At 72.3% G+C, this 20,357-nt stretch carries 18 protein-coding genes; 10 read left to right on the top strand and 8 right to left on the bottom strand.

Annotation, left to right across the window (positions count from 1 at the left end; translation table 11 throughout):
* The 5 genes from LL648_RS19890 to LL648_RS19905 all read left to right on the top strand — a co-directional run.
* Window positions 1-2,928 (top strand): HAMP domain-containing protein (locus LL648_RS19890; RefSeq protein WP_232664118.1); only part of this gene is annotated, 2,928 nt, incomplete at its 5' end.
* 41 nt (window positions 2,929-2,969) lie between these two features.
* Entirely contained in the window at window positions 2,970-3,551 is a 582-nt protein-coding gene (locus LL648_RS19895) for a response regulator (protein ID WP_232664119.1), read from the top strand.
* 357 nt (window positions 3,552-3,908) lie between these two features.
* Window positions 3,909-4,754, top strand: coding sequence for a class II aldolase/adducin family protein (locus tag LL648_RS19900; RefSeq protein WP_232664120.1), 846 nt, complete (start codon window positions 3,909-3,911; stop codon window positions 4,752-4,754).
* A 77-nt stretch (window positions 4,755-4,831) separates the two neighbouring features.
* Window positions 4,832-4,903: a putative leader peptide gene (locus tag LL648_RS45780; protein WP_374112082.1), complete on the top strand. Its 72-nt coding sequence runs from the start codon at window positions 4,832-4,834 to the stop codon at window positions 4,901-4,903.
* A 153-nt stretch (window positions 4,904-5,056) separates the two neighbouring features.
* Window positions 5,057-6,106 (top strand): FAD-dependent oxidoreductase, encoded by a 1,050-nt coding sequence (locus LL648_RS19905; protein WP_232664121.1) that lies wholly within the window; start codon window positions 5,057-5,059, stop codon window positions 6,104-6,106.
* A 142-nt stretch (window positions 6,107-6,248) separates the two neighbouring features.
* Here the strand turns inward: LL648_RS19905 and LL648_RS19910 are convergent, their stop codons facing one another.
* Window positions 6,249-7,709, bottom strand: a complete 1,461-nt coding sequence (locus LL648_RS19910; RefSeq protein WP_232664179.1) for an MFS transporter — start codon at window positions 7,707-7,709, stop codon at window positions 6,249-6,251.
* Window positions 7,710-7,837: 128 nt separating this feature from the next.
* Between LL648_RS19910 and LL648_RS19915 the strand changes: the two genes are divergently transcribed.
* The 5 genes from LL648_RS19915 (at window position 7,838) to LL648_RS19935 (ending at window position 10,890) form a co-directional block, all read left to right on the top strand.
* Window positions 7,838-8,161, top strand: a complete 324-nt coding sequence (locus LL648_RS19915; RefSeq protein WP_232664122.1) for a hypothetical protein — start codon at window positions 7,838-7,840, stop codon at window positions 8,159-8,161.
* Between the two features lie 94 nt (window positions 8,162-8,255).
* Window positions 8,256-8,978 carry an enoyl-CoA hydratase gene (locus LL648_RS19920; RefSeq protein ID WP_232664123.1) on the top strand — a complete coding sequence of 241 codons (723 nt, stop codon included), beginning with the start codon at window positions 8,256-8,258 and terminating at the stop codon, window positions 8,976-8,978.
* An 86-nt stretch (window positions 8,979-9,064) separates the two neighbouring features.
* On the top strand, window positions 9,065-9,562 hold the full coding sequence (locus tag LL648_RS19925; RefSeq protein ID WP_232664124.1) for a L,D-transpeptidase: 498 nt from the start codon (window positions 9,065-9,067) through the stop codon (window positions 9,560-9,562).
* A gap of 50 nt (window positions 9,563-9,612) precedes the next feature.
* On the top strand, window positions 9,613-9,954 hold the full coding sequence (locus tag LL648_RS19930) for a BlaI/MecI/CopY family transcriptional regulator (protein WP_232664125.1): 342 nt from the start codon (window positions 9,613-9,615) through the stop codon (window positions 9,952-9,954).
* A gap of 39 nt (window positions 9,955-9,993) precedes the next feature.
* Window positions 9,994-10,890, top strand: coding sequence for a M56 family metallopeptidase (locus tag LL648_RS19935; RefSeq protein WP_232664126.1), 897 nt, complete (start codon window positions 9,994-9,996; stop codon window positions 10,888-10,890).
* 88 nt (window positions 10,891-10,978) lie between these two features.
* Here LL648_RS19935 and LL648_RS19940 read toward each other — a convergent pair whose 3' ends face one another.
* From LL648_RS19940 to LL648_RS19970, 7 genes are all read right to left on the bottom strand, one after another.
* Complete coding sequence (locus tag LL648_RS19940; RefSeq protein WP_232664127.1) at window positions 10,979-13,786, bottom strand: DUF5682 family protein; 2,808 nt, start codon at window positions 13,784-13,786, stop codon at window positions 10,979-10,981.
* Window positions 13,783-14,910 carry an ATP-binding protein gene (locus tag LL648_RS19945; RefSeq protein ID WP_232664128.1) on the bottom strand — a complete coding sequence of 376 codons (1,128 nt, stop codon included), beginning with the start codon at window positions 14,908-14,910 and terminating at the stop codon, window positions 13,783-13,785. The genes LL648_RS19940 and LL648_RS19945 overlap by 4 nt, the downstream gene beginning before the upstream one ends.
* A 14-nt stretch (window positions 14,911-14,924) precedes the next feature.
* Entirely contained in the window at window positions 14,925-16,196 is a 1,272-nt protein-coding gene (locus tag LL648_RS19950; protein ID WP_232664129.1) for a VWA domain-containing protein, read from the bottom strand.
* A gap of 26 nt (window positions 16,197-16,222) precedes the next feature.
* Window positions 16,223-17,593: a hypothetical protein gene (locus tag LL648_RS19955; RefSeq protein ID WP_232664130.1), complete on the bottom strand. Its 1,371-nt coding sequence runs from the start codon at window positions 17,591-17,593 to the stop codon at window positions 16,223-16,225.
* Window positions 17,593-18,093, bottom strand: a complete 501-nt coding sequence (locus LL648_RS19960) for a hypothetical protein (protein ID WP_232664131.1) — start codon at window positions 18,091-18,093, stop codon at window positions 17,593-17,595. The genes LL648_RS19955 and LL648_RS19960 overlap by 1 nt, the downstream gene beginning before the upstream one ends.
* 212 nt (window positions 18,094-18,305) lie before the next feature.
* Window positions 18,306-19,196, bottom strand: a complete 891-nt coding sequence (locus tag LL648_RS19965; protein WP_232664132.1) for a hypothetical protein — start codon at window positions 19,194-19,196, stop codon at window positions 18,306-18,308.
* A 50-nt stretch (window positions 19,197-19,246) separates the two neighbouring features.
* Window positions 19,247-20,272: a fatty acid desaturase family protein gene (locus LL648_RS19970; RefSeq protein WP_232664133.1), complete on the bottom strand. Its 1,026-nt coding sequence runs from the start codon at window positions 20,270-20,272 to the stop codon at window positions 19,247-19,249.
* Between the last annotated feature and the right edge of the window lie 85 nt (window positions 20,273-20,357).

The following is a 20,357-nucleotide window of genomic DNA, read 5'->3' on the forward strand; positions in this document are numbered from 1 at the left end:
GGCGAGATCCTGGAGCTCAAGTCGACGGTGAACACGATGGTCGACCAGCTCTCGTCGTTCGCCGACGAGGTCACGCGCGTCGCGCGCGAGGTCGGCACGGAAGGCAAGCTGGGCGGCCAGGCCCAGGTGAAGGGCGTCGCGGGCACCTGGCGCGACCTCACGGAGAACGTGAACCAGCTGGCCGGCAACCTGACCGACCAGGTCCGCAACATCGCCCAGGTCACGACCGCTGTGGCGAAGGGCGACCTGTCGCAGAAGATCACCGTTGATGCTCGGGGCGAGATCCTGGAGCTCAAGTCGACGGTGAACACGATGGTCGACCAGCTCTCGTCGTTCGCCGACGAGGTCACGCGCGTGGCGCGCGAGGTCGGCATCGAGGGCAAGCTGGGTGGCCAGGCGGAGGTGAAGGGCGTCGCCGGGACGTGGCGCGATCTCACGGAGAACGTGAACCAGCTGGCCGGCAACCTGACCGGGCAGGTCCGCAACTTCGCCCAGGTCACGACCGCTGTGGCGAAGGGCGATCTGTCGCAGAAGATCACCGTTGATGCTCGGGGCGAGATCCTGGAGCTCAAGTCGACGGTGAACACGATGGTCGACCAGCTCTCGTCGTTCGCCGAAGAGGTCACGCGGGTGGCGCGTGAGGTCGGCACCGAGGGCCGGCTCGCCGTGCTCGCGCAGGTCCGCGGCGCCTCCGGCACCTGGCGCGACCTCACCGAGAGCGTCAACCAGCTGGCGTCCACCCTCACCACGCAGCTGCGCGCGATCTCGGCGGTGTCCACGGCGGTGGCGTCCGGCGACCTCACCCAGCGGATCACGGTCGAGGCGCGCGGCGAGATCGCCGACCTGAAGGACACGATCAACCAGATGATCGTGAACCTCCGCGAGACCACCGCCGAGAACGCGAAGCAGAACTGGCTCGACTCCAACCTCGCCCGCATGGGTGAGCTGCTGCAGGGTCAGCGTGATCTCGGCGAGGTCTGCCGAATGATCATGATCGAGGTCGCGCCACTGGTGAACGCGCAGGTCGGCGCGTTCTTCCTGGGCGACTCGGACGACCACGTGACAGGTGTGGCGAGTGCGGCGAACCAGCGCTGGGTGATGTGCGGCGCCTACGCGGCGAGCATCGGCGAGCCGCCGCGTTCGTTCGGGCTGGGTGAGGGCCTGGTCGGGCAGGCCGCCGCGAGCAGGCAGATGATGCTGGTCGAGAACCTGCCGCCGGGATACCTCCCGTTGCAGTCGGGCGTCGGCGCCGTCGACCCGCGCGCGCTGGTCGTGCTGCCGGTGCAGTTCGAGGGCGAGTGTCTCGGCGTGATCGAGTTCGCGTCGGTGTCGCCCTTCTCGTCGCTGCACCTGACGTTCCTGGAGCGGCTGGTCGCGACGATCGGTATCGCGATCACGACGATTCAGGCGAACCGGCGCACAGAGGTGCTGCTGGCCCAGTCGCAGGCGCTCGCGACGGAGATGCAGGACCAGTCGGCCGAGCTGCAGCGAACCAACGCCGAGCTGGAGGAGAAGGCCGAGCAGCTCTCCGAGCAGAACCGCAACGTCGAGATCAAGAACATGGAGATCGACGCGGCGCGGCGCGGCGTCGAGGAGAAGGCGCAGCAGCTCGCGCTGGCCAACCAGTACAAGTCGGAGTTCCTGGCCAACATGAGCCACGAGCTGCGCACCCCGCTCAACTCGTTGCTGCTGCTCTCACGGCTGCTCGCGGACAACCCCGACGAGAACCTCTCGTCCAAGCAGATCGAGTTCGCCAGCACGATCCACGGCGCCGGCTCCGACCTGCTGCGCCTGATCGACGACATCCTCGACCTCTCCAAGATCGAGGCGGGCCGCGTCGACGTCGATGTCACACCGGTCGACCTCACCGAGGTCCGCGTCGACATCGAGCAGGCATTCGGGCCGCAGGCCGAGGTCAAGGGCCTGGAGCTGCGGGTGGAGGCGTCCGACGACCTGCCGCCGGTGATCACGACCGACGTGCAGCGGCTGCAGCAGATCCTGCGCAACCTGCTGGCCAACGCGATGAAGTTCACCGACACCGGCGGCGTCACGATGACGCTCTCGAAGGTGCCGGCCGGGACGCTGCACGGCGTGCCGGCGCTCGACTCCGCCGAGTCCGTCGTGTCGTTCGCGGTGCGCGACACCGGGATCGGGATCCCCGCCGGCAAGCTGGAGATGATCTTCGAGGCGTTCCAGCAGGCCGACGGCACGACGAGCCGCAAGTACGGCGGCACCGGGCTGGGCCTCTCGATCTCGAAGAACCTCGCGCGGATGCTCGGCGGCAAGATCGAGGTTCAGTCCGTGGTGGGGGAGGGCTCGGTGTTCACCCTGCTGCTGCCCGACGAGCTCTCGGCCGCGAACGCGCCGGCAGGTCGCATTTTGCCGCCGCGCGAGCCGGAACCGCCCGCCCCCGAGCCCATCCGTCCCACCCGGGGGAACAACCCGATCCTGCGCGCGGCGCCGGGCGGGCCCGCGGGGGTGAAGGCGACGCCGGAGCTCTCCGGAGCCACCGTCCTGATCGTCGACGACGACGTGCGCAACGTGTTCGCGCTGACCAGCGCGCTGGAGCTGCACGGGCTCACCGTGCTCTACGCGGACAACGGCACCGACGGGATCCGGATGCTCACCCAGCATCCGGAGATCGACATCGTGCTGATGGACGCGATGATGCCCGACCTCGACGGCAACGAGACGACCCGGCGGATCAGGGCCCTCCCGCAGGGCAAGGACCTGCCGGTGGTGTTCCTGACGGCCAAGGCGATGCCCGGTGACCGGGAGTCGAGCCTGGCCGCCGGGGCGACCGACTACATCACCAAACCCGTCGACCTGGACGAGCTGCTGACCCTCATGGCGTCGTGGGTCGTGCCGGCGCGGGCGGTCGGCGCCAACGGCAGCGGCCCATTGTCGCGGTCGTCGGGCCGCGCATGACCGCAACACCGACCACGGCAGCACTTACTTCGGAAGGACCTATGGCGGACGGGCGTTCGACAGCAGGCCGGGCGACGGCGCGCGTGCTCGCCGTCGACGACCGGAGGGAGAACCTGCTCGCGCTGCAGGCGATCCTGGAGGGTCTCCCGATCGAGATCGTGTCGGTGACCAGCGGCGAGGATGCCCTCAAGCGGCTGCTCGTCGAGGACTACGCGGTGATCCTGCTCGACGCGCACATGCCCGGCATGGACGGCTTCGAGACCGCCGGGCACGTCAAGCAGCGGGAACGCACCCGGCACATCCCGATCCTGTTCCTCACCGCCGTCGACTACGACCCGCACCTCGCCTTCCGCGGCTACCAGGCCGGCGCGGTCGACTACATCACCAAGCCGTTCGACCCGTGGGTGCTGCGCTCCAAGGTCGCGGTGTTCGTCGACCTGTGGACCATGCACACGAAGCTCGCCGACCGCGGTACCGAGTGCGAGGTGCTGCGCGCCGCCATCGACGACGCGCTCGGGATCCTCGACGGCGCTGACGCCGGCTCCGGGACGAGCGACGACGGCGGCGCGGCCGTCCGCAAGCAGGTCCGAGCCCGGCTCGCCGCCGCCCGCGACCGCCGCTGACCGACAACTTCCCCACCGTTTTGGGTGGATGCGCGCCCGCACGGCGCGCAACTACCCAAAACGATGGGGAACTTCCCCACCGTTTTGCCAACCTGCACACCCGAAACGGCGTGCAGATAGGCAAAACGGTGGGGACCTTCTACCGGTCGTCGAGCCGTGGTGGCCCAACTTCCCCATCGTTTTGGGTGGATGCGCGCTCCCACGGCGCGCAAGTGCCCAAAACGGTGGGGAAGTTCGGCTACGGGTCCAGCCAGCGCGTCCACCCGTGTGCGGCCATCCCCACGATCCTCGATCACACGCCGGCGAAAGTGCACACTGAGACGTCCGAGAGCCGGTCACCCGACAGAGGAGTCACGCGTGACAGCCACCCCGATCCAGGACACCCCTGCTGCCACTCCGACCTCGGCCGCGCTGACGGACGCCGACGGCAAGCAGCTGTACATGGCGAGCCCGCCGGTCTTCGAGAGCCCGGCGCAGGAGCGGGCGCACCGGAAGGCGAAGCTCGCCGCTGCGTTCCGGATGTTCAGCAAGGCGGGTCTGGACGAGGGTGTTGCCGGGCACATCACCGTGCGCGACCCGGAGGCGCCCGAGACGTTCTGGGTGAACCCCTTCGGGATGCACTTCAGCATGATCCGCAGCAGCGACCTGGTGCGCGTCGACGAGGACGGGCAGGTCGTCGAGGGCGACCGCGCCGTCAACGGGGCGGCGGTCGCGATCCACTGCGCCGTGCACGCCGCTCGGCCCGACGTCGTGGCCGCCGCGCATGCCCACGGCCCCGCCGGTAAGACGCTCTCGTCGCTCGAGGTCGGGATCGAGCCGCTCACGCAGGACTCCTGCGCGTTCTACCAGGACTTCGGGGTGCACGACACGTTCACCGGGGTGGTGCTCGACCGCGAGGAGGGGCGCCGGATCGGGGTGGCGCTCGGCCCGCACAGGGCGGTGATCCTGCGCAACCACGGCATGCTGACGGTAGGCGGCAGCGTCGACAGCGCGGCCTGGTGGTTCCTCACGCTGGAACGCACGGCGCAGTGCCAGCTCACCGCGTACGCCGCGGCCGCTGGCATCGGGCGGCCGCCGCGGCAGATCTCGCACGAGGAGGCTGAGCTGACCCGCGGCCAGGTCGGCTACGAGTTCGCCGGGTGGTTCCAGTTCCAGCCGATCTGGGAGCGCATCAGCAAGGCCGAGCCGGAGATCTTCGACTGAAACCCGGTGCGGGCTGATCCGGTATTGACAACCCATCCCGGTGGCCACGTAGCGTCGACGACGTGGAGGCCACCGGGATGCTGCGGACCACCACGTCCAAGCGCCGGCACGTCGACCTCTGCCGCACCTGCACCGCCCTCTGTCGCTGACCCGCTCCGGCTCGCGCACGCGAGCACCCGACCCGCGTCCGCGGTGATCGAGCGAGTCCCCGACCGGAGGATCCGATGGCCCGCCTGCAGCGCCCTGTACACCGTCGCCGTCCTGTCTCGCGGCGGTTGCCGCTCGCGCAGCGTCCGCGGTGGATGACCGATGTCGTTGTGGTCGGCGGTGGCGCGGTGGGCGCCGCCGCCGCGTGGCAGCTGGCCGCCCGCGGGGTGGAGGTGCTGCTGGTGGAGCGGTTCGCGCCGGGCCACACCCGCGGTGCGTCCCACGGGAAGGCCCGCACGTACCGTCCGGGTAGCGCCGACCCGGCCGTGGCAGCGCTGGCGGACGAGTCGTTCGCGCTCTGGCGCGACCTGGAGTCCGCGACCGGTGCCGACCTGCTGCACCTCACCGGCGGGGTCGATCACGGCGATCCCGACGTCGTCGCGGCGCGGGCCGGTGCGCTCGCCGCCCGCGGGTTGCGGCACGAGTGGCTCACCGCGCGCGACGCGGAGGAGCGCTGGCCGGGCATGCGGTTCCAGGGCCGGGTGCTGCACCAACCCGACCGCACGGGCCGCATCAACGCCGACCACGCCGTCGCCGCGCTCACCGCGGCGGCCGTGGGCGAGGGGGCGCTGGTCCGCCACCGGACCCGGGTCACCGACATCGTCGTGCAGGGCCCCGACGCGGTCGACGTGGTCACCGACCAGGACGTCGTGCGCGCCCGCAAGGTCGTGATCGCGGCGGGCGCGTGGACCGCGGAGCTGGTCGGCGGCACCGTCGACCTGCCGCAGCTGCAGGTGGTGCGCGACGAGCTCGCGGTGTTCCCGGTGCTAGGTGCGACGCCGTGCGGGGGCTGTCCCGTCCAGTGGCCCGCGTTCGTGCACCACCGCGAGGGCGCGGCGCCGATCGCCGGGTTGGCCGCGCCGGAGGGGGTGCGAGCGGGCGTCGACGGGCCGGACGGCGCTGATCTCGTCGAGCTGCAGCGCTACGTGCAGGACTGGTTGCCCGGCGCCGACCCGACCCACCCGACGCCGGTGAGCAGCGCGTACACCACTGCGGTCGACGGGCCGTTCCTCACGCAACGCTCCGGACCCGTGGTGGTCGGGGTCGGGTCGTCCACCCACGGCTTCTCGTTCGTCCCGGCGCTCGGCCGGGTGCTGGCCGACCTCGCCGTCGGCGCGCCGGTGCGGCGGGCGGCGGCGGGCTAGAGCCAGACGCGCCCGCCGGCTGGGGAGGGCAGGAAAGCCACTTTCCTGCCCTGTGAGGGCCGGAAAGTGGCTTTCCTGCCCAAACGTGCGGGACGCACGCAAGTCGCGACCTTCGGGTGGGCCCGGCGGCGAGCTGAAGGGGTCAGGGTCGCGCGTCCGCCGGGTGCACCTGCGGGCCGTTGACGCCGCAGTGCAGGCACTCCTCGATCTTGACGCGGTCGCGGTCCGGCGTCGTCACCGCCGGGCGGCGGACCAGCGCGAACGAGACGATCGCCGCGGCGACGAGCAGGCCCGCGCCGATCATCAGAGCCATGCGGAAGCCGTTGGTGAACGCGGCGGGGTCGGTGTAATCGGCGCCCGAGATGCCGGCGAGCCCCGGGATGACCGCAACCGCGAGCAGGCCCGCTGCCCGCGCCACGGCGTTGTTCACGCCGGACGCCGAGCCGGCGAAGCGGTCGGGCGCGGCGTCGAGGACGGTCGCGGTGAGCGGCGCGACGGTGAGTGCGAGCCCCGCACCGAACACGAGGACGCCGGGCAGGACGTGCGCGAGCCACGTCGCGTCGGGCCCGACCCGCAGGAACAGCAGCAGGCCCGCGGCGCTGACCAGCGGGCCGACCGTCATCGGGATCCGCGGCCCGATCCGTGCGGCGAGCGCGCCGGCCCGCGCCGAGAACAGCAGCATGATCACGGTGATCGGCAGCAGTGAGGTGCCGGCGGCGAGCGGGCTGAACCCGGAGACCGTCTGCAGCTGCAACACCAGCAGCAGGAACACGACACCCATCGCGCCGTAGATCAGGAGTGTCGCGATGTTCGCCGCGGTGAAGACGCGGTCGGTGAACAGCGCAGGCGGCACCAGCGGGTGCGACGACCGGCGCTCCACCAGCACGAACACCGCCAGCGCCGCGACGCCGACCACGAGCGTCACCACGGCGTCGAGCGACGGCCCGTGCGCCCCGAGCCCGGTGAGGCCGTAGGTGAGCCCGCCGAGGCCGATCGTCGCCAGCACCGTCCCGGCGACGTCCAGCCCGCTCGCCGACTCGGTGTCGCGACTCTCCGGCACGTGCTTCAGCGCGACGACGACGATCAGCGCCGCGATCGGCAGGTTGATCAGGAATACCGCCCGCCAGCTCCACTCGACGAGCCAGCCGCCGAGGAACGGGCCGATCGCGCCGGCGATGCCGCCCAGGCCCGACCACGCGCCGATCGCCGCGGCCCGGTCGGGCCCGTGGAACGACGCCGAGATCAGCGCGAGGCTGCCCGGCGTGAGCAGCGCGCCGCCGACGCCCTGCAGCGCGCGGGCGGCGATCAGCCAGCCGACGTCCGGGGCGAGCCCGCACATGAGCGAGGCCAGCGCGAACCACACGACGCCGATCAGGAACACCCGCCGGCGGCCGATGTGGTCGCCGAGCGAGCCGCCCAGCAGGATCAGCGCGGCGAGGGTGAGCGTGTAGGCGTTGACGGTCCACTGCAGCCCGGCGAACCCGGCGCCGAACTCGGCGCCGATCCGGTCGAGCGCGACGTTGACGACCGTGCCGTCGATCATCACGAGGCCCGAGCCGAGCACGGTCGTGAACAGCACCCACCGCCCAGCGGGGGTGCCCATCCGCAGTCCGGGTTCCGACACCGTGTCTCTCCTCCGCGCCCAAGGTCGAGTTGTGCAGACGCAGCGTATGCCCGTGCGAGACTCGCCCGGTGACACCTGCCTCGCCGAGCCGCGCAGGACGACTCGCTGTGGCCGCAGCAGGGGCGTTCCTCGTCGTGGCATGCGCCGGACCGGCGCCGGCTGCGCCGCCGGCTCCCCAGTTCCCGCCGCCGCCCGACCCGGTGACGGTGTGCATCGGCCAGCTGGAGTACTGGGCCGGGGAGCAGCTGCGCGGTGCCCCCGACCAGGGCTTCGACTACCAGCACATGGGCCTGACGTCGCAGCAGGCCGACGCGCTCGCGCTGATCGTCGAGCGCGCGCGGGCCGAGGGCGCAGGGGTGATCACCCCGATGGCCCGCGAGGCGTGCGACCGCATCGGCGCCGGCCCCACCACGTCCCCCTGGGGCACATGAACCCCGAACTTCCCCACCGTTTTGCCAACCTGCACGCCCTTTTGGGTGTGCAGGTTGGCAAAACGGTGGGGACATTTGCCTTGAGGAGTCGCTTGTGATCACCGTGTCCGTCGCCGAGCGGGTCGGCGTCATCGAGTTGGCGCGGCCCGAGCGGCGCAACGCGCTCGACGTCGCGCACTGCCGCGACCTCGCTGCGGCGGTCGAGGAGGTGCTGGCGGCGGGCGTGGGTGCGGTTGTCGTCACGGGCGCCGGCACGAGCTTCTGCTCCGGCGCCGACCTCGACGAGGTCTACTCCGACGGCTTCCGCGACGCCCTGCGGACGGCGCTCGACGCGCTGGTTGCCGCGCCGGTGCCGGTGATGGCCGCCGTCAACGGGCCGGCGATCGGCGCCGGGACGCAGCTGGCGATCGCGTGCGACCTGCGTGTCGTCTCGCCCGAGGCGGTGTTCGCGGTGCCGACGGCGCGGATCGGGCTGGCCGTCGACCCGTGGACGGTCGAGCGGATCGCCCAGCTGGCCGGCGGCGCCACGGCCCGCGCGCTGCTGCTGGCCTGCGACCGGATCGGCGCCGACCTCGCGCTCGCGCGTGGGCTCGCCGACCGGATCGGCCATCGGGACGCCGCGCTCGCGCTCGCCGCCGAGATCGCCGGGTTCGCGCCGCTGACCCTGCGCTACAGCAAGATGGCCGCCGACCGGACTGGACACGTCGTCGATCCCGAGCTGCTCGCGGCCTTCGAGGCGTGCTGGGCGAGCGCCGACCTCGTCGAAGGCCGGACGGCCCGGACCGAACGCCGAGACCCGGTCTTCACCGGTCGATAGCAACCTCGTGTGATTGCCTGATCACAGCTCGTAACTCCTTGTCGGTCGCCTCGTTGAGCGTCGCGGGAACGGCGAAGGAGCGGGCGATGGGGGTTCGTGCACGCGCGGCGCGCACGGTGGCGGTTGCGGCGGCTGTGGTCGCGATCGCCGGGGTGGTCATGAGCGGGATCGGCACGGCCGAGGAGCCCGAGCCCGCCGGTGAGGGCGGGCCGGTTGTGGGCGTGCCGGTGGAGGGCACGCCGTGCACGTCGACCGCACGCGCGTGCGTCGACCTCGACAAGGACCTGGCCTGGCTCTTCGGCGAGCGCGGTGAGGTGCTGCGCGGCCCGGTCAGGGTCATGCAGGGCGATGAGGCGAACCCGACCCCGCTCGGCACCTTCACGGTGCAGTGGAAGGCGCAGGAGTACACGAGCCGCGAGTCGTTGGTGCAGATGCCGTACTCGGTGTTCTTCGCCGACGGCGGAGTGGCGTTCCACGAGGGCCGCCAGGACACCTACTCCAAGGGGTGCGTGAAGCTGACGCACGACGACGCCGTCGCCTGGTTCAACTACCTCCAGGTCGGCGACGAAGTTCAGGTGATGTAGTCGTCACGCGGAACTGGATCCAAGGGTTCTACTCCATGTAGAATGGGATCGTGGCAACACTGGGTGAGCTGGAACGTGCAGTGATGGAGACCCTGTGGACGGCCGACGAGCCACTCACCGCCCGCGACGTGCAGGACGCACTCGCAGGTCGTGAGCTCGCCACGACGACCGTCCTCACGGTGCTGGGACGACTTGAACGCAAGGGCCTCGTGACCCGCGAGCGCGAGGGCAGGGCCCACCGCTACCGCTCGGTCGCGAGCCGTGAGGACCACGTCGCCGAGCTGATGCGCGACGCGCTCGACGCCGCCCCCGACCGCGGCGCCGCGCTCGCCCGTTTCCTCGGTTCCATACCGCCGGACGAGCGCGACAAACTGCGTGACCTGCTGGACTGAGCGGACCGGCCGCGACGACGCCGCCTAGGATCGGCTGCCATGGAGCTGACCGCACTCGGTCTGCTCGTGCTCGGTGTGCTGCTGGCCGAGCCGGTGAGCAGAGGTCTCGCGGCGGCCCGCTGGCCGAGTCGTGACCCCGTCGGAGCACTGCTCGTGTGGCAGGCCGTCGGTCTTGCCGGCGGTCTCGCGCTGCTCGGAGCCGGGATCGTCTACGGGCTCGCTCCGCTCGGTCCGACCCTGCCCAGCGCGGTCCGGGCCCTGCTCGCGGACCCGTTCGACCTCCGCCTGCTCGGGGTGACGCACGCACTGGCGCTGATCGCCGCAGTGCTGCTGGCCGGCTGGCTGGTCGGGGTGCTGGCCGCGGTCACGTTCCGCACCTTGCGGGCCCGGCGCCGCCACCGAGACCTGCTCGACCTGCTCGCCACCCCGTGGCCGGCGGCCCCCGGCGCGCGGGTGCTCGACCACCCCGTGCCGGTGGCGTACTGCCTGCCGGGGATGCGCTCGCGGCTCGTGCTCTCCGCCGGCGTGCTCGACGCGCTCGACCCGCCGGCCGTCCGCGCGGTGCTCGCGCACGAGCGGGCCCACCTGCGCGAACGGCACGACCTCGTGGTGCTCCCGTTCGTCGCCTGGGGCACGACCGCGCCGTTCGTGCAGGGCATGGTGTGCGCGCAGGTCGCGGTGGCCGCGCTGATCGAGATGCGGGCCGACGACGTCGCCGCGGCCAGGGTCGCGCCTGCCGAGCTGACCGGCGCCCTGCGTTCCATGGGCGGTGCGGCGCCCGCGGCCGCGCTGAGTTCGTTCACCGCCGCGCTCGACCGGCGCCTGCACCGGATCGTCGAGCCGCCCCCGCCACTGCCCCTCGGGCTGAAGGTGCTGGTCCGCGCCGCGGCCGTGGCCCTCGTCGCACTCCCGACCCTGCTGCTGCTCGCCCCCTAAGGCGCACGACCCCGAACTTCCCCACCGTTTTGGGTGGATGCGCGCCGAAACGGCGCGCAAGTGCCCAAAACGGTGGGGAAGTTGGTGGTCACCCTGGGTCGAGCAGTGCCGCGACGGCCGCGGTGGTTGCCGGGTGCGCAGCCAGCAGCTCGGGCACCGCGTTCGCCGCAGGGCCGGCGGTCGCGGAGTGGCTGCTGGCCCACATGCCGTCGATGCCGAGCAGCGCCGCGACGGCGTCGGTCGGTTCCCGGTGCCGCGCCAGGAGCTCGCCGACCGGGCCAGTGACGGGCGCGGCCGCCGGGACCGTCGCAGTCGGGACAGCGGCGGCCGGCCGCTCCCACGGCGGCACCCACGCGTCGAGCGCGGCCAGGTCCGCGGGGAACGTCCGTGCTGCCTCCCTGACCAGCACCGGTACGAGCTCCGCGGCGTGCGTCCGCAGCGTGGTGAGCAGCGTGGGCAGCCATGGCAGCAGGACGCTGTCGGGCAGCCGCGCGAACGCCGTCGAGAGCACCTCCACGACGAACGGCGCGAGCGCCGGCACCGGATCGAGCGCCTGGACGAACCCGCTCAGGTACAGCGGGAATGCCGGCACGACCAGCGGGTTGGCCAGCAGGTCGGCGCAGCGTGCGCGCAGCTCGTCGCGGGTCAGCATGCCCAGCTGCAGGCGCGCCGCCCACAGCAACGCGATCTTCGCCGGCTCCTCGGGGTGCGACTGCGCGACCGACAGCTCCAGCTGGGCGCGGTCGCAGCCGAGCGAGAGCGCGAGGCCTTCGAGCGTGAACAGGAAGCCGAGCATCGCGCCGACCTCGCGCACCCCGCTCTCCTCGGCGACGCACGCCGTGGGCAGCAGCGTGCAGTAGTGCGCGTACCCGGTGGTGACGAACTGCTCGCACCACGCCGGCAGCCCGGGCCGGTTCGTCCGGTAGTACGCGAGCAGTCGCCGCATCCGGCGCAGCACCTCTGGCGCGTCGTCGACGCTCCGCTCGGTGGTGAGCAGCTCGACGGCGCGGTGCCCCAGCTCGTCGGCGAACCGGTGGCCGCCGAGCAGGCGCACGGCGTCCTCGACGGCCGCGAGCGCGCTGCCCGCGGTGGCCCGCGGGTCGGTCACGACCCGCCGCAGCCGCTGCTCCAGCACGTGCTCGACGGTCACTCCCTCGTAGCCGAGCTCGATGATCGCGCGCTGGTGGCGGCCGAGCGCGACGTCCCAGCTCTCCTGGATCGCCCGCTCGCCGAGCCCGCGCGTCCCCATGATCGGCCGCACCACGCCCTCGGGCAGCAGGTGGCGCAGCCGCCACAGCAGGTCGGAGCAGGGTTGCAGCTCGGGATGCGCCCGCAGGTCGAGCAGCACCCGCTGCTGGGTGCGCTTCTCGAGGTCGATGCCCAGCGGCGTGAGGCGGTCCTGCACGTCGCGGGCCAGCGGCGGCAGCGACTCGTAACCGACCTGCCCGACCCGGTCGCCGCCCAGCATGATCGTGCACAGCTGGGCGACGTCGCGCCTGCCCGGGACGGTGTCCTTCTCGATGCAGGTGACCGCCGCGTCCTGGAAGTCGTACGGCGTCGGCCGCGCCCGGTTGCGCATGCGGGCCAGCAGGATCGACGTCTCGAACACCGCGATCGCGTCTGCGGTGCTGGCGAGGTAGCCGTTGCGGCGGGCGAGCCGGACGATGTCGATGCACCAGCCGCGGAGCTCGTCCTCGTCGACGTCGTCCAGCTCCGGCGGCCGGCCGAGGAAGCCGGTGAGCCGATCCGTCACCGGTGCCGTGCCGGTAGCGGGGCGGACCCCCGCGGGCTTCCGCGACGACTTGCGGGTGCCCTTCTGACCTTCGAGCTGGTAGGGCCGGACCCCGCCGCGTCCGGTCGCCTTCGCCCAGCCCGCGGCGGCGATCGACACCGAACCGGGCGCGAGCCCGAACTGCGCCTCGATCGCGGAGTGGCTCGACGGGATCAGCCCGTACAGCCATGCCGTCGCCGTGCGCGGGGCGATGGCGTACGCGTCGGTGCCGGCGAGGCCGAACTCCTCCACGCGGCTCACCGCATGGAACGCTCCGCAGACGTGGATGCACCGCCCGGGATCGACCCCGCTCGTGGCGAGGTGCTCCCGGATGCGCGTCCACATGTGCCGCTCGCGCTCCTCGTCGCCCGCGAGCCGGTCGCCGTCCTGCCGCAAACGACGGAACAGGCTCCCAATCAACGCCATGACCTGCCGGTACGTGTCGTGGTCGGCCCCGCTGAGCGGTTGCTCGACGTACTGGTCCCACCACTCCGACCAGTGCCGGACCTTGCCGTGGTGCAGCAGGTGCTCCTCGAGCTCCGCGAAGCGCGGGCGCAGCTCGCCGATCTCGACGCCGACGGCGTCACCGTGGAGCTTCTCGGGTTCCTCGGCCGGATCGCTCGTGGGCTCGTCGTGTCGTTCACCGCTGAACACGTGGTCGCACGGTCGGTCGACCAGCACCAGCTCGACCCCGGGCGTGTCGAGCGCGTAGGCGATCGCCTGGTACTCGGCCGACGCCTCGGTGATCGGCGCGATGACGCTCAGCGGGCCGGCGCCCTCGGGGAAGCCGTCGAGCTGCGAGGCGAAGGCCTGCAACGCCACCGGGAGCCGGCAGTTGCGCAGCTCGTCGAGCAGCGGGCGCATGTCCTCGCAGAGCTCCAGGTAGATCACCTGGGGCTGCTTCTCCTGCAGCCGCCGAGTCATCGCCAGCGCCGACGCGGGGGAGTGGTGGCACACCGGGAAGATCTCCAGCGGCTCGCCGAGCGCGCGGTCGACGTCGTCGACCATGCCGGCGAGCATCGCGGGCAACCCGTCGCCGCCGGCGAAGACGGCCGCAGCGTCGAGCAGCTGCTCGCGCAACGCGTCGAAGGTGCTCGACCGCTCCCGAATCAGAGGGCTGTTCACGAGAGGGTGGAGATCGCGTTCCGGCCGCCTTCGAGGAAGCCCGGCCATTCCCCCGCTTCCTTCCTGCTGCGCGGCTCGATCACGCCGTGCCAGTACTTGTTGAGGATCGCGAGGTCCTCCGGCGTGCGCCGGGCGAGCGACCCGACCAGCGCGCTGCCGAGCGTCTCGGCCCGCAGCGTGCGGTCGCCGAAGAACGTGCTGTGCAGCACGGCGTCCTCCAGCACACCGATCTGCTCAGCGGTCGACAGCGCCGACTCGAGCTTCTCGTCGTCGCTGTTGGCGGCGGCCGCGGCGGCGCGGAGGTCGGCGAAGCTCTGCAGCAGGATGTCGAGCAGCGACGGCGGCACCTCCAGCTCGATCCGGTGGCGGCGCAGCAGCTCGGTGGTGCGGAACCGCACGATCTCGGCCTCGCTCGTCCGGTTGGTGACCACCGGGATGCGGACGAAGTTGAAGCGCCGCTTCAGCGCCGAGGACAGGTCGTTCACACCGCGGTCGCGGCTGTTCGCCGTCGCGATGATCGAGAAGCCGGGCTTGGCGAAGACGATGTTGTCGGTCTCCAGCTCGGGGATCGAGACGTACTTCTCCGAGAGGATCGAGATCAGCGCGTCCTGGACGTCGCTGGTGGAGCGGGTGAGCTCCTCGACCCGCCCGATCACGCCGCGCTCCATCGCCGTCATGATCGGCGAGGGGATCATCGACTTCCGCGACTGGCCCTTCGCGATCACCATCGAGATGTTCCAGGAGTACTTGATGTGGTCCTCGGTGGTGCCGGCGGTGCCCTGCACGACCAGCGTCGAGTTGCGGCTGATCGCCGCGGAGAGCAGCTCCGCGAGCCAGCTCTTGCCCGTGCCTGGGTCGCCGATCAGCAGCAGCCCGCGGTCGGACGCCAGCGTGACGATGCTGCGTTCGACGAAGCTGCGGTCGCCGAACCACTTCTGCGGGATCTCCCGGTCGAGCCCGTCGGACCGCTGCGAGCCCAGCACGAACAGCCGCACCATGCGCGGGCTGAGCCGCCACGAGAACGGCTTCGGGTCGGTGTCGACCGACTCCAGCCACTCGAGCTCCTCCGCGTACTTCACCTCGGCGGGCGCGCGCAGCGTCTCGTCCGTCTTGTCTTCTGCCATCGCTGAGCGGTCTCCTAGTCGAGGAAGTTCTTGAGCTCGTGGACGAGCTTGCGGATGTGGCCGGAGATCACCGGCGTGCCGAGCTGCTTGAGCTTGGTCCGGAACCACGGGTTCACGATCTGGCTCCCCGAGCTGGTCACGGAGCCGACCGGGATGAACCGCACCCCGGAACGGTGGACGGCCTCGATGCCGTCGAAGAGCGGCTGCGACCGGTCGAACTCGTAGAAGTCGGAGATCCACACCATCGCGGTGTCGCGCGGGTCGGTGATCTTCGGCCGGGCCATCTCCATGGCGACCGGACCGTCGTTGCCGCCGCCGAGTTTGGTGCGCAGCAGCACCTCGAACGGGTCGTGTACCCACGGCGTGAGGTCGAGCGCGCGGGTGTCGTACGCGATCAGGTGCACGTCGACGTTCGGCAGCCCGGCGAAGATCGACGCCAGGATCGTGCAGTTGACCATGGAGTCGACCATCGAGCCGGACTGGTCGACCACGACGATCAGCCGCGCCGGCGTGGTGCGCTTCGCGGTGCGCCGGTAGTACAGGGTGTCGACGAGCAGTCGCTGCTGCTCGGGATCCCAGTTGGTGAGGTTCTTCCAGATCGTCCGGTCGACGTCGAGGTTGCGGAACACCCGCTTGGGCGGTACCGAGCGGTCGACGGCGCCCACGCGCGCCTTCGCGACCTGCGTGCGCAGCACCTCGGCGACGTCGTCGACGAACCGCCGGATCAGCGCCTTCGCGTTGGCGAGGGCCACGCCCGACAGGTTCGACTTGTCGCGCAGCAGCTGCTCGATCAACGACATGCTCGGCGTCAGCTGCTTCGCCAGCACCGGATCGGCCAGCACCTCGCGCAGCTGCATGCGGCTCACCAGGTCGGCCTCGATCGCCGCCACGGTTTGCCCGTGCTCGCCACGACCGTCCGGCCCGAGTGCGCGCTCCAGCCATCGCGCATCGGCCTGCCACGTGCCGAGCTGACCGGCCGTCACCGCGCCGGCGCCGGTCGAGAACACGTTGAGCAGCAGCTTCGACGCCAGCGCAGCTCTGCGCACCTCGCCGCCCTCGGCGTGCTCGCGGCCGGGAGAGAGCAGCTCCTCGAACTCACCTGCGAGCTCCGGGAACCGCTGCACGACGGTGTCGACCGAGACCGACGGGTCCAGCAGGGCGCCCGGCAGGCCGGCCGCCTCCGTGACCGCCATGCTGGCGCTCTCCAGCGCAGGGTGCTCCTGCGGGTCGAACAGCCGCGCGAGCAGGCGCCAGTAGAGGACCTGACGGTGGTTGGATTCGCTCATTTGCGCAGCGCTCATCTCCCCGGCGCTCATTTGCGCAGCAGCCGTCCTGCGCGCTCCTGCAGCACGCCGACCGCGTCGCCCGCCTTGGCCTGCGCTTTCTGGACCGCAGGGTCGGTCGGGCCCAACGCCCAGTCGGCCGTGCTCAGCACCGTCAGCGCCCGCTTGACCTTCGCCTGCACCGCGAGCGGCTGCAGCTGCCAGCCGTCGGCGCTGTGCCGGAGGAGGCCGATGCAGGCCGTCGAGCCCTTGACGAGCGCCGGGGTCAGCGGACCGCACGAGGGCAGCCGCGAGGTGTCGACGGCGATCGTCGCGCCGCCGAGGTCGAAACCGCCCTCGACGGCCCGGTAGCCCTCGAGCACCACCGGCTCGGCGATCGCGACCGGGTGGCGGTCGATCGGCGCGACCGCGGCTCCCCGCGCGCCCGCGAGGTGCAGCCGGGCGGTGACGAACGGGTCGGCGGCCTCGCCGACCGCCACACACCCGTCGTCCCAGAGCAGCTCGCCGCCCGGCAGCATCGGCATGCCGCTGACCTCGACGGACGCCCGGCCCGCGAGCACCCCGAGCAGCACCGGGTGGCGGCGCAGCAACGCCCACACCGCTGGTCCGGTGATCGTCTCGACCTTCGCCGCGGTCACCGCGGCCCGCACGAGCACCGCCTGCCCGCCGTCGGACGGTTCGAGCACGCCGTGCACCTGGACCTGCACCGCCGTCGCGTGCTCGGCGACGTCGACGCCGAGCACCAGCAGGCGGCCCGACACCGGCTCGGGCGTGCCAACCGTGCCCGCCGCGTCGAGCAGCACGGCCCGGCACCAGAGGTCGGCCCAGCGCCGTGTCGGCAGGCGCGCCATGGTGGCCAGCGGGCTGCCGGCGCGCAGCTCACCCGCGAACCCGTCGAGCAGCACCGCGAGCCGGCGCCGACCCGGCGCGGTGAGCAGCGCCTCGATCACCGGCTCCGCGGTCGAGAGCAGCCCGTCGTCGACTCCGCGCCAACCGCTGATGGCGAGCTCGCGCAGCCAGGCCAACGCCGCGCCGGGCCGGCCCGGCGCGGGCGAGAGCTCCGCCGGCCACGACGTCCGGTCGCGGCCGAGCGCGGAATCGAGCGTGCCCAGCAGGGCATCGTGTACCGAGCCGAAGAGCGCCGTCCGGGCGCCGGCGAGCGCAACCAGATCGGCGTCGGACGGCGAGCCCGCGGTGACCGCCGCCGCGGCCGCCGCGACCCGTTCGCCGAGCGGGGACCCGGCGAACGCCGCGGCCAGCGCGGTTACGGCCGCCGCGTGCTCCTCGCCGAGCCGGGCCAGGCCGTCGACCAGCGCGTCGTCGAACCCGGCCGCCAGCTCGGCGGCGTCGTCGATCCCGGCCGGCGCGCCCTGCATCGCCGTGAGCTGCTGCGCGAGCATCAGCCCACCGCCGTTGCGGGGAACCAGGCCAGCTCCGGGACGGGCGCGGTGCTGTCGGGCACCTCGAGGTAGGCGAGGTGGCGCAGGAACCGGCTGAACACGGCAGCAGCCGGGGCGGGCTCGTGGTGCCCGCGCAGGCACGTGATCAGCTCGGCGCCCTCCGGCGCCTCGACCCGCAGGTAGCGGGCCACCCGCTGCGTCCCGTACTGCAGCGTGGCCTCGGCGACGAGCAGCTGCAGGTGCTTGCACGCGTGCTGGGCCGACACGCCGCCGCACGGGCGGTTGTTGTTGGTGCTGCAGGTGAAGGCGTGCGTCCCCGCCGCGAAGGAGGAGACGTAGACCCGTTCGATGTCCGAGCCGCTCGAGACGACGCCTTGCAGGCGGCCGTCGGCGAGCTCGAGGAAAGGGACCTTCGCCAGCTTCCGCGGCCGCACCGGCGGCGCCACCCGCACCAGGCTCGCCCGCTCCCACGCCACCCCATCGGGTGAACCGTCGATCATGGTCGGAAGGTAGCGAACGGCCCCGACAATCCGGCACCAACCGCCGGACCGGGCCGGCGCACGCCCCCTCAGCGCAATCCCGCTATGGCGGCCGGGTCATGTGTGCGTTCCCCACGCGAGGGCAGCAAAGCCACTTTCCGGCCCTCACAGGGCAGGAAAGTGGCTTTCCTGCCCTCCCCCGCAGGACCTGGGGCCCACGATTCGGGGGCGGGTTAGGCGCCGAGGCGCTTGTTGGCGCGCAGGGTCGTGACCGCCGCGACGGTCGCGTAGCCGCGCCACTCCGCCGCCGCGGCGGGGGAGTAGCTGGCGAAGTCGACGGTCCAGCCGCCGTCGTCCTCCTGCTGCGATGCGAGCCGGTCGAGGTCGGCGGCGATCACGTCGGCGCTGAACAGCGCGCGCACCGGGCCGTCGGGCAGCGGCGCGACGTCGAGCGGGCGCAGCGCCTCGTCCGGCTTCCCGCCCGCGACCGGCAGCACCCCGTCGTCGGGGATGTGCTTGCCCAGCTGCGCCACGAGGTCGACGGCCTCCGGGTGCGTCGGGTGCAGTACGTCCAGCAGGTGCAGCGCGAACATCAGCTCGATGGCGTGCGGCGAGTCGTCGAGGGCCCGGATGGCGTCCAGGCAGTACCTGGTCGCCGCCGCCAGCCAGGGGTGCGCCGCCACGGCGGGGTCGTGCCGGGCGAGCCGGTGCGCGTTCGCGACGACCGCCGCCGTGATCTGCAGCGACGACGTCGTGTGGTCGGCGTCCGCCCAGAACGGCGCGCACCCGGCCGGGTCGTCGATCGGCAGTGCGAACGGGCCGCCGCCGTCCGGGAGGGCGACCGTCGCCAGCCAGTCGCACAGCGCCGGCCCCTCCGGGGTGGCCACGCCGGCGTCGGCGAGGGCCTCGAACGCGTGCAGCGCGGCCCCCGGCTGGCTCGACGAGCTGCGCAGGTCGGGTTCGAGTCCCCAGCCGTAGCCGCCGTCGGCATTGCGATAGGCGTTGACCGCGGCGACGACCCCCGCCGCGTCGTCGCCGATGATCAGGTGCGCGTACCGCCTGCGGTCGAGCTGGCGGGCGTGGGTCGCCATGAAGCGCGTCGCTGCGTCCAGATCGATGTCCATGCCGGTCACCTTTCCCGAACGGCGCGCTCAGGTCGTGAACGAATCGGACGTCAGCGCAGCGGTTCGCTCGCGTGGTCGAGGTGGCGCAGGGTCTCCCGCCACGACGCCACGAGGCCCGTCGAGTGGTAGGGCACGCCGATCTCGGCGCAGTAGTCGCGCACGACCACACGTGCCGCACGCAGGTTCGGCGTCGGCATGCTGGGGAAGAGGTGGTGCTCGATCTGGTGGTTGAGCCCGCCCATCGCGACGTGCAGCACCCGGTCGGTGCCCGGCCCGCCGTGCACGTTGCGGGAGGTGACGACCTGCTTGCGCAGGAAGTCGAGCTTCTCCTGCGGCATCTCCATTCCCTTGTGGTTCGGCGCGAAGATCGAGCCGAGGTAGACGCCGAACGCGCACTGGTGCACGAGGAAGAACGCCACCGCCAGCGCCGGCGGCAGCACGAGGAAGAGCGCCGCCAGGTAGCCGACGACATGCGCGGCGATCAGCGCGAGCTCCAGGCCGCGGCGTTCGATCCGGGCCCCGCCGGCGCCGAGGAGCCCTTGCAGGCTGGCGCGGCGCAGGTCGATGCCGGCGAGCGTCAGCAGCGGGAAGAACAGCACCCGTTGGTGGCGCTGGATGAACCGGAACGCGCCGGTGCTGCGGCTGGTCTGCTCCTGCGTGAACGCGAGCGCGCCCGGCTCGACGTCGGGGTCGAGGCCCTCGTGGTTGGGGTTGGCGTGGTGGCGGGTGTGCTTGTCCATCCACCAGCCGTACGACATGCCGATTCCGAGGTTGCCCAGCAGCCGCCCGACCACCGCCGACGGGGCCCGCGTGCGGAACACCTGCCGGTGCGCGACGTCGTGCGCGAGCAGCGCGACCTGCCCGTACAACGCGGCCGCCACGAGCGCAACCAGCAGCTGCCACGGCGAGCTGCCGAGCAGGACGAACGCCGTGACCGTCGCCGCCGCGGCGGCCCCGACCAGCGCGAACCGGCCGACGTAGTAGGCGGGCTTGCGCTCCAGCAGCCCCGCGGCCGCGATGCGGCGCGACAGCACGGAGAAGTCGCTCCCTGCCCGTGTAGCGGTGTCGATCGTCATGCCACGAGCCTCGCCGGACGGCGGCCCGTTGATCAGCCGGTGCGCCCCCGAGCCTGGGTGGGGCAAGCCCCACGGGCGGTGGGGG

The organism is Pseudonocardia sp. TRM90224 (assembly GCF_021245725.1).
In the GTDB taxonomy this organism is placed as follows: Bacteria; Actinomycetota; Actinomycetes; order Mycobacteriales; family Pseudonocardiaceae; genus Pseudonocardia.